Annotated in this window: 6 protein-coding genes and 2 pseudogenes; 1 reads left to right on the plus strand and 7 read right to left on the minus strand. The window is 65.8% G+C overall.

All coding sequences use genetic code 11. From position 1 onward, the window contains the following. The 3 genes and pseudogenes from OR16_RS23030 to OR16_RS23040 all read right to left on the minus strand — a co-directional run. On the minus strand, window positions 1–270 hold a 270-nt coding region (locus OR16_RS23030; protein ID WP_192816452.1), incomplete at its 3' end, for an ABC transporter permease. Beyond that, window positions 267–1,063 (minus strand): annotated as a pseudogene (locus tag OR16_RS23035) (ABC transporter ATP-binding protein). The pseudogene OR16_RS23035 and the gene OR16_RS23030, both read right to left, overlap by 4 nt. 152 nt (window positions 1,064–1,215) lie before the next feature. Then, entirely contained in the window at window positions 1,216–2,256 is a 1,041-nt protein-coding gene (locus tag OR16_RS23040; protein WP_006160384.1) for a tripartite tricarboxylate transporter substrate binding protein, read from the minus strand. A gap of 286 nt (window positions 2,257–2,542) precedes the next feature. Here OR16_RS23040 and OR16_RS23045 point away from each other — a divergent pair, with 286 nt between their 5' ends. Then, window positions 2,543–3,079, plus strand: coding sequence for a GNAT family N-acetyltransferase (locus OR16_RS23045; RefSeq protein WP_043420764.1), 537 nt, complete (start codon window positions 2,543–2,545; stop codon window positions 3,077–3,079). 93 nt (window positions 3,080–3,172) lie between these two features. Here OR16_RS23045 and OR16_RS23050 read toward each other — a convergent pair whose 3' ends face one another. The 4 genes and pseudogenes from OR16_RS23050 to OR16_RS23065 all read right to left on the minus strand — a co-directional run bounded on the left by OR16_RS23050 (window position 3,173) and on the right by OR16_RS23065 (window position 11,818). Further along, the gene (locus OR16_RS23050; RefSeq protein WP_006160389.1) at window positions 3,173–4,636 is read right to left on the minus strand and encodes a glutamate synthase subunit beta; all 1,464 of its coding nucleotides are present in this window, start codon (window positions 4,634–4,636) and stop codon (window positions 3,173–3,175) included. Window positions 4,637–4,773: 137 nt separating this feature from the next. Further along, a pseudogene (locus OR16_RS23055) lies at window positions 4,774–9,572 on the minus strand (glutamate synthase-related protein). A 265-nt stretch (window positions 9,573–9,837) separates the two neighbouring features. Next, window positions 9,838–10,560 (minus strand): transposase, encoded by a 723-nt coding sequence (locus OR16_RS23060; RefSeq protein WP_043420767.1) that lies wholly within the window; start codon window positions 10,558–10,560, stop codon window positions 9,838–9,840. Window positions 10,561–10,681: 121 nt separating this feature from the next. Beyond that, entirely contained in the window at window positions 10,682–11,818 is a 1,137-nt protein-coding gene (locus OR16_RS23065) for a deoxyguanosinetriphosphate triphosphohydrolase (RefSeq protein ID WP_006160394.1), read from the minus strand. Window positions 11,819–11,862: the final 44 nt, after the last annotated feature.

The following is an 11,862-nucleotide window of genomic DNA, read 5'->3' on the forward strand; positions in this document are numbered from 1 at the left end:
CACCAGCAAACCCAGCGCCTGCTCGGAGCCGTAGCGATTTAGCGTGTAATAGCCCTGCAAACCCAGCACGAAGCCGACAAACAGGCCTGAAACCGCGATGATCACCAGCGACAGGTTGCCGACAAAGAAAATCTGGTCGCTCACCAGCCGGAAGCGGCGCAGCAGCGCCGGCGACATCGCCAGTACCGTGAAAAACATGCGCGTGGCATGGCCAAGGCCGCTGACCGACTGCCGCACCGCGGAGCCGATGCTCGTGAAAAATCCCATCATCGTCCCGCCCCGCTCACGAAGTCCTCGGCCAGCGACGGCCCCGGATAGTGGAACGGGACCGGGCCGTCAGGCTCGGCATGGACGAACTGGTGCACGAAGGGATCCGTCGAGGCACGCAGGGCCTCCGGCTCGCCTTCGGCGGCAATGCGGCCATTGGCAATGAAATAGACGTAGTCGGCAATGAGAAAGGTCTCGTTGACGTCGTGCGACACGATGATGGTGGTGGCCCCCAGCGCGTCGTTCAGGCTGCGGATCAGGCGCGCGGTCAGGCCCAGCGAGATCGGGTCGAGGCCGGCGAATGGCTCGTCGTACATCAGCAAGGCGGGATCCAGCGCGATGGCGCGGGCCAGCGCCACCCGCCGCGCCATGCCGCCGGAGATCTCCGAAGGCATCAGATCGCGCGCGCCGCGCAGGCCGACCGCGTTGAGTTTCATCAGCACGAGGTCGCGGATCATCGACTCGGGCAAGTCCGTATGTTCGCGCAACGGGAAGGCAACGTTGTCGAACACCGAGAGATCGGTGAACAACGCGCCGAACTGGAACAACATGCCCATTTGCCGCCGCACGGCGTACAGGTCATTGCGGTCGAGAGTGGGGATATTGGCGCCGTTGAAGAGCACCTGGCCGCTCTGCGGCCTGACCTGGCCGCCGATCAGGCGCATCACGGTGGTCTTGCCGCCACCTTGCCGCGCGGGAAGCGCATGCTAAGGCCCGACAGGATTGGCTTGCCGCCCGCCGCATAGGCGAAATCGACAGCTTGGAGCTCGACGAGGTTTGAGGCGGATTCGGTCACGTTGGCACCGTGTTAGGCAGTCCGCCATTATAAGGGCTACTACCTAGCGCTGCCCGAGGCAGTGGGCCGCAATCCACATCGGTTAAGCGCAAATAATTGTTTCATCACATTTGCGTTGCAAACTTCGCTCACCCCGCCCGTCAGGGTGCCGCTTAAGGCTCGGTCGGGCCGCCGGTTTGCCGCAGGATAACCTGCCACTGGATCGACTCCGAGCGGATTGCCGTCGCAAAGGCTTCCGGCGAATCCCGCAACGGTGTCAGGCCGGCCGCCAGCAAGCGATCCCGCACCTCGCGCTCACTCATTACGCCGTCCAGTTCGCTGGCGATCCGCGCCACGATGGCATGCGGCGTCTTGGCCGGGGCAATGACGCCGTACCAGGCCCCAGCGCCATAGCCATCGACCCCCGATTCCTGCAGCGTGGGCACCGTGGGCGCCAGTTGCGAACGCGCCACACCGGTCACGCCGAGCAGGCGCAGATTGCCGCTCCTGACCTGGGCCTGTACGGAAGCAAACGCGCAGAAGCAAGCGCTGACGCGCCCGGCAAGCATCTCTTGCACCACCGCAGCCTCGCCCTTGGCCGTGACTAGCGGCACCCCGTTCGGCACGCCATGCACGGCATATTGGGCATAGAGGTGCGAGGGGCTGCCGGCCTGGCCGGAGCCGTAACTGTAGGACCCCGGACTGGCATTGACCGCCGCGAGCCATTGCTGTGGCGTGCGCATCGGCAGGCGCGCATCGATCACCAGGAACAGCGGCATGGTCGCGACCCGCGCCACCGGCGTGAAGTCGCGCACCACGTCATAAGGCACCGGCTCCAGGCCCGGCTGGATCAGCATGGTGGCTTGGTGGAACAGCAAGGTATGCCCGTCGGAACTGGCCTTGGCCACCACGTCTCCCGCGGTGGTGCCGCCCGCGCCAGGCCGGTTGTCGACGTCGACCGGCACGCCGAGGCGCACCGCCAGGCGCTCGGCCAGCAGGCGCGCGACGGCATCCGGCACGCCGCCGGCCGGAAAAGGCACGATCAGGCGAATGGGCCGTACGGGAAACGATATCGGGCGAGTGAACGCTGCCGGCGTCGGGGTAGCCGGCACGGAGGCGGGCCGGGCCAGGCCAGGTCCGCTCGCGGCAAACAGCAGGCCGGCGAGGAACAGTGGATGCCAGACGTGCAAAAACAACTGCAGACAAGCCGGCATGACAGCGGGGTGAAGCAACTTCGCCTTACCTCGCCAAAGCCGCGAAACAATGCGCACTTCGGACATCAATTCCTCCGGGCCACTGGCATTGCCGTGGTGTCTTGATCGGCTGAAAAGGGATTAGCGAGGCAGTCTTTGTTTTAATTGTCAGGTCATTCTACGAAGAATGCCCAAGGCCGCACAGACCACGTTAACCATAGCCGGGACAACCCTGTAAGCACGGCTGGGCGCGGATCTCCGGGCATCCACGGCGCCCCCGGCCCGACCCCACCTATAATCGCCCGTCATGCGCGAATACACTCCTCGGCCCATGCGGGCCACCGACCTGCCCGCCGTGCTGGAAATCCAGGCCCAGTGCTATCGCGGCATGCTGCTCGAGTCCGCCGCGGCCCTGGGCAGCCGCCTGGCGCTGTCGCCCGCCACGTGCTGGGTGGCCGCCGGCCGGCACGGCGAGCTGGCCGCCTATCTGTTTACCCACATGTGGCCCCAGGACAGCCTGCCAGCACTCGACGGTGTGCTGGCGCGGCATTGGGAACGCGGCGGCGAGCCGGCCGGCACGCTGACCTGGTTCGTACACGATATGGCGGTGGCGCCCGCCGGCCAGGGCAAAGGCCTGGCGCCAACGCTCTACGCCGCGGCCCGAGCGGCCGCGCTCGATGCCGGATTGCGCTCGTCGCGGCTGGTCGCCGTGCAATCGGCGGCGGCATGGTGGCGCAGACTCGGGTACGAGAATTTGACGCCGGCCAGCGCTGCCCTGTCCGCCAAACTGTCGGCGTATGGCGACGATGCCGTGCTGATGGGCCGCACGTTGCAGCCAGACTGAGCGCGCGCCGCCATAATAAAAAAACCCGCCCGGCTTGCGCGGGGCGGGTCTTGTGGCGCGATCAACGCGTCACGGCATCAGCACTTCAGCACCTCAACGCGGCAGTTCGGAATGCCCCATCAGGAAGGCATCGACCGAGCGCGCGGCCTGGCGGCCCTCGCGGATTGCCCACACCACCAGCGACTGGCCACGGCGCACGTCGCCTGCGGCGAACACCTTGGGTACGTTGGTGTGATACGCGCGATCGCCTTCGGTGCTCGCACGGGCGTTCTTGCGCGCGTCGGTGTCCACACCGAAAGCGCTGAGCAGCGAACCCACCGGGTTGGTAAAGCCCATGGCCAGCAGCACGAGGTCCGCCTTGAGGATGAACTCGCTGTCCGGCACTTCCTGCATCTTGCCGTCCTTCCACTCGACGCGGCAGGCCTTGAGCGCGGTGATCTTGCCGTTCTCACCAATGAATTCCTTGGTGGCGACCGACCAGTCGCGGTTGCAGCCTTCGTCGTGCGAGGACGAGGTGCGCAGCTTGATCGGCCAGTACGGCCACACTAGCGCCTTGTTCTCTTCTTCCGGCGGCTGCGGCAGCAGCTCGAACTGGATGATCGATTCCGCGCCGTGGCGGTTCGACGTACCCACGCAGTCGGAGCCGGTATCGCCGCCGCCGATCACGATCACGTGCTTGCCATCGGCGCGCAGCGCGTTGGGCTCGTCGCCGGCCACTTCCTTGTTCTGCGGGATCAGGAATTCCAGCGCGTAGTGGATACCGTCGAGGTCGCGCCCCGGGACCGGCAGGTCGCGCGGGACTTCCGAGCCGCCGGCCAGCACCACGGCGTCGAACTGATCTTGCAGGGCCTGCGCCGAGATGGTTTCACGCGCATAGTTCTTGATACCGGCCGGCAGTTCGCCGTCGGTCACCATCACGCCGGCACGGAAGGTCACGCCTTCGGCCTGCATCTGTTCCATGCGGCGGTCGATCAGCCACTTCTCAAGCTTGAAGTCGGGGATGCCGTAGCGCAGCAGGCCACCGATGCGGTCGTTCTTCTCGAACACGGTCACGTCGTGCCCGGCGCGCGCCAGCTGCTGGGCGACGGCCATGCCGGCGGGGCCGGAGCCAACCACGGCAACGGTCTTGCCAGTCTTGTGCTTGGGCGCCTGCGGCGCAACCCAGCCTTCTTCCCAGGCCTTGTCGATGATGGCGTGCTCGATCGACTTGATGCCGACCGGTGCTTCATTGATGCCCAGCGTGCAGGCAGCCTCGCACGGTGCCGGGCAGATGCGGCCCGTGAATTCGGGGAAGTTGTTGGTCTGGTGCAGCACTTCGATCGCCGACTTCCAGTCCTGGCGATACACCAGGTCGTTGAAGTCGGGGATGATGTTGTTGACCGGGCAACCGTTGTTGCAGAACGGAATACCACAGTCCATGCAGCGCGCGCCCTGGATCTTCGCTTCGCTGTCGGACAGCGCGAATACGAATTCCTTGTAGTGCTTCACGCGCTTGGCTACGGGCTCGTAACCTTCGTTCTGGCGCGGAAATTCGAGAAAGCCAGTCGCCTTACCCATGTTGCGTCCTTGGTCATGCTGAGCGGCACCGGCGCATGCGCCGGCCCCGCTGTGAGGTCAGTATCTTGTGAGGCCGGCGCGGATCCGCGACAGCGCTCATGCTTGGTCGGGCTCGCTGCCCTGCCCCCTTTCGGGGCTCAGGCGGCGATGGCTTCCCGGTCGCTGTCTTTCGCTTCCTGCTCCTTGGCGTACATCTCGCCCAGCGCGCGCTTGTACTCGGTCGGGAAGACCTTGACGAACTTGCGGCGTGCCCGAACTTGCGGCGTGCCGTGGTCCAGTCGGCCAGCAATGCCTTGGCGCGCTCGGAACCCGTGAAGCGGAAATGCTGCTCGATCAAGCCCTTGAGGATGACTTCGTCAAGCTGGCGCTGGCCGCCCATCTTGTGCCAGGAAGCGGCCGACTGGCCCTTTTCCTGGTCCGCCGCGGCAAGCACCGTTTCCAGTGCCACCATCGAGGTGTTGCAGCGCTTGTCGAACAGGCCGTCCTCGTCATAGACATAGGCCATGCCGCCCGACATGCCGGCCGCAAAATTGCGCCCGGTGCCGCCCAGCACCACCACGGTGCCGCCGGTCATGTACTCGCAACCGTGGTCGCCCGTGCCCTCAACGACTGCGGCCGCGCCGGAGTTGCGCACCGCGAAGCGCTCGCCGGCCACGCCGTTGAAGAAAGCCTCGCCGGCAATCGCGCCGTACAGCACGGTGTTGCCCACGATGATGTTGCGGGTGGGGTCGCCGCGGAACTCGTGCGCAGTGCGCACGATCACGCGGCCGCCGGACAGGCCCTTGCCCACGTAGTCGTTGCCGTCGCCCACCAGGTCCAGCGTGACACCGTGCGCCAGGAAAGCGCCGAAGGACTGGCCGGCAGTGCCTTGCAGCTGGATGTGGATGGTGTCGTCAGGCAGGCCTTCATGGCCGTACTGCTTGGCCACCACGCCCGAGAGCATCGCGCCGACGGTACGGTTGACGTTCTTCACCGGCTGGATGAACGACACGCGCTCACCCTTGTCGATGGCCAGGCGAGCCTTGGCGATCAGCACGTGGTCCAGCGCCTTGCCCGCTTCCAGCGACAGGCCGTGATCCTGCACGTCGGTATGGAAGCGCGGCAGCTCCGCGGGGAACGGTGCCTGGTAGAACACGCGGGTGAAATCGAGGCCGCGTGCCTTCCAGTGCTCGATGCCGGGCTTGGTGTCGAGCAGGTCAGCGCGGCCGATCAGCTCGTCGAACGTGCGGATGCCCAGTTGCGCCATGATCTCGCGGGCTTCTTCGGCGATGAAGAAGAAGAAGTTCACCACGTGTTCGGGCTTGCCCTGGAACTTCGCGCGCAGCGCCGGATCCTGCGTGGCCACGCCCACCGGGCAGGTGTTCAGGTGGCACTTGCGCATCATGATGCAGCCTTCGGCCACCAGCGGCGCGGTAGCGAAGCCAAACTCGTCGGCGCCCAGCAGCGCGCCGATGACGACGTCGCGGCCGGTCTTCATCTGGCCGTCGGCCTGCACACGGATACGGTTACGCAAGCCGTTGAGCATCAGCGTCTGCTGCGTCTCGGCCAGGCCGAGTTCCCACGGCGTGCCGGCGTGCTTGATCGACGACAGCGGCGAAGCGCCGGTGCCGCCGTCATGGCCGGCGATCACCACGTGATCGGCCTTGGCCTTGGCCACGCCCGCGGCCACGGTGCCCACGCCCACTTCGGACACGAGCTTGACCGAGATGTCGGAGGCCGGGTTGACGTTCTTCAGGTCGTGGATCAGCTGTGCCAGATCCTCGATCGAGTAGATGTCATGGTGCGGCGGCGGCGAGATCAGGCCAACGCCCGGCACCGAGTAACGCAGCTTGCCGATGTAGTCGGAGACCTTGTGGCCGGGCAGCTGGCCGCCTTCGCCGGGCTTGGCGCCCTGTGCCATCTTGATCTGGATCTGGTCGGCCGAAGCCAGGTATTCGGCGGTCACGCCGAAGCGGCCCGAGGCCACCTGCTTGATCTTCGAGCGCAGCGAGTCGCCAGCCTGCAGTTCCAGGTCGCGCGCCACGGCTTCGGTGCCCAGCAGGCCCTGCAGCGTGTCGCCTTGCTTGATGGGAATGCCGCGCAGCTCGTTGCGGTAGCGATTCGCGTCCTCGCCGCCTTCACCGGTGTTGGACTTGCCGCCGATGCGGTTCATCGCGACCGCCAGCGTGGCGTGGGCTTCGGTGGAAATCGAGCCCAGCGACATGGCGCCGGTGGCGAAGCGCTTGACGATCTCCTTGGCCGGTTCCACTTCTTCGAGCGGAATGGCGCGGGCCGGATCGACCTTGAACTCGAACAGGCCGCGCAGCGTCATGTGGCGGCGGCTCTGGTCGTTGATGATGTTGGCGTATTCCTTGTACGTCTGGTACGCGCCCTTGCCGTCGTCGGCGCGCACGGCGTGCTGCAGCTTGGCCACCGAGTCCGGGGTCCACATATGCGCTTCGCCGCGAACGCGGTAGGCGTATTCGCCGCCGGTCTCGAGCATGGTGTCCAGCACCGGGTTGTCGCCGAAGGCGTCCTGGTGCAGGCGCAGCGCTTCCTCGGCTACCTCGAAGATGCCGATGCCTTCGACATTCGTTGCGGTGCCATGGAAGTACTTCTGCACCAGCTCATGCGACAGGCCGATGGCTTCGAAGATCTGCGCGCCGGTGTACGACATATAGGTGGAGATGCCCATCTTGGACATCACCTTCTGCAGGCCCTTGCCGATCGCCTTGACGAAGTTCTTGACCGCCTTCTCGGAAGACAGGTCGCCGGACAGGCCTTGTGCCATGTCGGCCAGCGTTTCCATCGCCAGGTACGGGTGCACGGCTTCAGCGCCGTAGCCGGCCAGCAGCGCGAAGTGATGCACCTCGCGCGCCGTGCCGGTTTCCACCACCAGGCCGGCCGAGGTACGCAGGCCCTTGTCCACCAGGTGGTGGTGGATGGCCGACGTTGCCAGCAGCGCGGGAATGGCCACGTGCTCCGCATCGACGCGGCGGTCCGACACGATCAGGATGTTGTAGCCCGAGCGCACGGCATCCACGGCTTCCGCGCACAGCGAGGCCAGGCGGGCCTCGATGCCTTCCTTGCCCCATGCCTGCGGGTAGCAGATGTTCAGTTCATACGAACGGAACTTGCCGCCGGTGTAGTGCTCGATGTTGCGGATCTTGGCGATGTCCTTGAAGTCCAGCACGGGCTGGGACACTTCGAGCCGCATCGGCGGGTTGATGTTGTTGAGCTCGAGCAGGTTGGGCTTGGGTCCGATGAAGGACACCAGCGACATCACCATGTTTTCGCGGATCGGGTCGATCGGCGGGTTGGTGACCTGGGCGAACAGCTGCTTGAAGTAGTGGTACAGCGTCTTGTTCTTGGACGACAGCACGGCCAGCGGGCTGTCATTGCCCATCGAGCCGGTGGCTTCCTCGCCGGCCAGCGCCATCGGCGCCATCAGGAACTTGACGTCTTCCTGGGTGTAGCCGAAGGCTTGCTGGCGATCCAGCAGGCGTGCGTCCGGCTTCTTCTCGGCAGCTACGTCCTCCGGCTTGGCGTCCAGCTCGTCGAGCTTGATCCGCACGGCATCAATCCAGCTCTTGTAGGGCTTGGCGTTGGCCAGGTTGTCCTTGAGTTCCTTGTCGTCGATGATGCGGCCTTGCTCCATGTCGATCAGGAACATCTTGCCCGGCTGCAGGCGCCACTTTTGCACGATGCGCGACTCGGGGAACGGCAGCACGCCGGCTTCCGAGGCCAGCACCACGATGTCGTCCTCGGTCACGTAGAAACGTGCCGGGCGCAGGCCGTTACGGTCCAGCGTGGCGCCGATCTGGCGGCCATCGGTGAAGCAGATCGCGGCGGGGCCATCCCACGGCTCCATCATGGCAGCGTGGTATTCATAGAAGGCGCGGCGGTTGTCATCCATCATGGTGTGCTGTTCCCAGGCTTCCGGGATCATCATCATCATGGCGTGGACGAGCGGATAGCCGGCCATCGTCAGCAGTTCGAGGCAGTTGTCGAACGAAGCGGTGTCCGACTGGCCGGGATAGATCAGCGGCCACAGCTTGGGCAGGTCGTCGCCCAGCACCGGCGACGAGATCGCGCCGGTCCGCGCATTGACCCAGTTCACATTGCCCTTGACCGTGTTGATTTCGCCGTTGTGGGCGACCATGCGGTACGGGTGGGCCAGTTCCCAGGCCGGGAAGGTGTTGGTCGAGAAGCGCTGGTGCACCAGGGCCAGGGCCGAGACGGCGCGCGGGTCCTGCAGGTCCAGGTAGTACTCGCCGACTTGCGTTGCCAGCAGCAGGCCCTTGTACACCACCGTGCGCGCCGACATCGACGGCACGAAGTACTCCTTGCCGTGCTTGAGCTTGAGCGCCTGGATGGCGTGGCTGGCGGTCTTGCGGATCACGTAGAGCTTACGTTCCAACGCGTCCGTGGTCATGATGTCGCGGCCGCGCCCGATGAAGATCTGGCGGATCACCGGCTCGGTGGTGCGCACCGTCGGCGACATCGGCCTGGCGGCGTCCACCGGTACATCGCGCCAGCCCAGCACAACCTGGCCTTCCAGGCGCACGGTGCGCTCGAGCTCTTGCTCGCAGGCCAGGCGGGAGGCGTGTTCCTTCGGCAGGAAGATCATGCCCACGCCGTACTCGCCGGACGGCGGCAGGGTCACGCCCTGCTTGGCCATGTCCTCGCGGTAGAACTGGTCCGGGATCTGGATCAGGATGCCAGCACCATCGCCCATCAGCGCATCGGCGCCGACCGCGCCGCGGTGGTCCAGGTTTTCCAGGATCTTCAGGCCTTGCTGGACGATCTCATGGCTCTTCTTGCCCTTGATGTGGGCAACCATGCCGACGCCGCAGGCGTCTTTTTCATTGGCGGGGTCGTACATGCCCTGGGCTTGCGGACGCGAGGCAGGCGCGTACGTGGCGGCGGCAGACTCTGCGGCCTGCGCTTGGGCCATCGTTTGCTTTGATTGGGATTGCGATTGGTCCACGGGCTTGATTCCGGTGAGGGCTGCGAGCCAGCAAGGCAGACCGGAACGGGGACCGCACTCTTCCACCGGGGCCGGTTGAAAACCGGGAACGGGGAACCAGAGAGATAGCGGGGCCGCAGCGGCGTACACAGGCGTGACGCGCCGCACAATGAATGTGGGTGGAGTCGCGGTGCGTGCTTTATCCGTCTTGCCGCGATTGAGCGCGTCGCACTTCACATGCTGCGAAGTGCGGCTAGGCGTTGTCCGGCTCGGACTCCTCGCCAATCGCGGCGCGGCCTGCCGGGCGGCCCTTGGGCAACGGCTGCACGCGCCGCCCGCCCTGACGTTCAAGTTGTGCAAGAAAAGCCGCATCACCCAGGGGCCAGCCGCTATGCGCGTGACTGCGCAGCGTGGCCAGGGTCGCCGACGATAACCCTTCGGCGGTGACGGCACGGTAGTTGGATTGGCGCTCGAACGGCGTATTGCCGAGCGCCCAGTATGCGGAGTGATCGCTCACAAAGGGACTGGCCTCAATGCCGGCGTGGTGGCGATAGCTGCTCCAGCGATCCCCCTCCGCTGAGCTCACCTCGCCAGCGCGCACGGCGTTGCCCTCCACGTATTGCATGGCAGGCAGCATCCAGCTGGCGGGATCGAACACCGCCGAGCGGAAGCGGCCATCCCATAGCGTGCCGGTACGGCCGGCAGCCCGGTTGAAGTAACGCGCATAGCGGCGCCCGACGGCCTGCATGGTCAGGCTGAGCGAATCGGCATGCCGGGGGGTTGCTACCAGGTGGACATGATTCGGCCGCAAGGCGTAGGCGTGGATCGCCAGGTCGTGCTCCCGCGCGGCCATGCGCAGGCAGTCCAGGTAGTGGAGGTAGTCGTCGGTGCCATGGAAAACCGGCTGACGATTGTTGCCGCGTTGCAACACCAGCGCCGGCAGCGAAGCCGGGGAAAAACGAGGTAGTCGGGCCATGATGGGCGATGAGGATCGGCGAGAGGCGCTTGCCGGGCGGATGGCTCAAACGGCAGCGATGCCCGATGATAGCCCAGCCGCGACCTGATCCGTCCCCAATTCTTCCGCCCGCCCTGCCGGCCTAGCTCCCCTCGTCAACCGCAAAGATGCGGCGGTGCTCCCGGATCGCGTAGCGGTCGGTCATGCCGGCGATGTAGTGCGAGATCAGCCGGGACTGGTCGCGGCCCTGCCCCGCCTGGTACTGCGGCGGCAGCAGGCGCGGATCCGCCATGAAGACATCGAACAGGTCGGTGATGATGCGCTGGGCCTTGGAAGACATGCGCATCACCAGGTAATGGCGATAGAGATGGCGGAACAGGAAGCGCTTGAGCGCCGCGGCCTCCTCGCGCACCGGCGCGCTGAAGGCCACCAGCGAGCCGGCAGCCCGCACCGCTTCGATATTGCGCGGGTTGGCCGCGGCAATGTTCTGGCTGGTGGTTTCGATCAGGTCGACGATCAATGTGTTGATCATGCGGCGCACGGTCTCGTTGATCGCGCGGCGCCCGTTGATGCCGGGAAACGCCGCCATTGCCTCGGCCCGGTGGCGCCCCCACATCGGCACTTCATCCATCTGCTCGAGCGTAAGCAGCCCGGAACGCAGGCCGTCATCGATATCGTGGTTGTTGTAGGCGATCTCGTCGGCCAGGTTGGCCAGCTGCGCCTCCAGGGAGGGCTGGGTCCCCTCCAGGAAGCGCCGACCCAGTTCGCCGAGCGCAGAGGCATTGACGCGCGAGCAATGCTTGAGCACGCCCTCGCGCGTCTCGAAGGTCAGGTTGAGCCCGTTGAAGCCGCCGTAGCGCTCTTCCAGCTCGTCCACGACCAGCAGGCTCTGCAGGTTGTGCTCGAAGCCGCCGTGGTTCTTCATGCAGTTGTTCAGCGCATCCTGGCCGGCATGGCCAAAAGGCGTGTGCCCGAGGTCGTGCGCCAGCGAGATGGCCTCGACCAGGTCCTCGTTCAGGCGCAGGTTACGGGCGATGGAGCGGGCAATCTGCGCCACTTCCAGGCTATGGGTGAGCCGGGTGCGGAACAGGTCACCCTCGTGGTTGACGAAGACCTGGGTCTTGTATTCGAGCCGCCGGAAGGCCGTGCTGTGGATGACGCGGTCGCGGTCGCGCTGGAATTCGGTGCGCGAGGACGAGGCCGGCTCGGCATGCACCCGCCCAAGTGTCTGCGCGGAGCGGGCGGCATAGGGAGCGAGATGGCTTTCGAGGTCGGTCATGCGGCAATCCGGTCAGGCGTGCGGCCAGGTGGCGGTGCGCCGCC

This window comes from Cupriavidus basilensis OR16, from assembly GCF_000243095.1.
Classification (GTDB): domain Bacteria; phylum Pseudomonadota; class Gammaproteobacteria; order Burkholderiales; family Burkholderiaceae; genus Cupriavidus; species Cupriavidus basilensis_D.

Bases quoted from the DNA above. Each gene is read 5' to 3' on its own strand.
- OR16_RS23045 (WP_043420764.1), top strand. From the start codon at position 2,543: ATGCGCGAATACACTCCTCGGCCCATGCGGGCCACCGACCTGCCCGCC.
- OR16_RS23040 (WP_006160384.1), bottom strand. From the start codon at position 2,256: ATGCCGGCTTGTCTGCAGTTGTTTTTGCACGTCTGGCATCCACTGTTC.
- OR16_RS23060 (WP_043420767.1), bottom strand. From the start codon at position 10,560: ATGGCCCGACTACCTCGTTTTTCCCCGGCTTCGCTGCCGGCGCTGGTG.
- OR16_RS23065 (WP_006160394.1), bottom strand. From the start codon at position 11,818: ATGACCGACCTCGAAAGCCATCTCGCTCCCTATGCCGCCCGCTCCGCG.
- OR16_RS23050 (WP_006160389.1), bottom strand. From the start codon at position 4,636: ATGGGTAAGGCGACTGGCTTTCTCGAATTTCCGCGCCAGAACGAAGGT.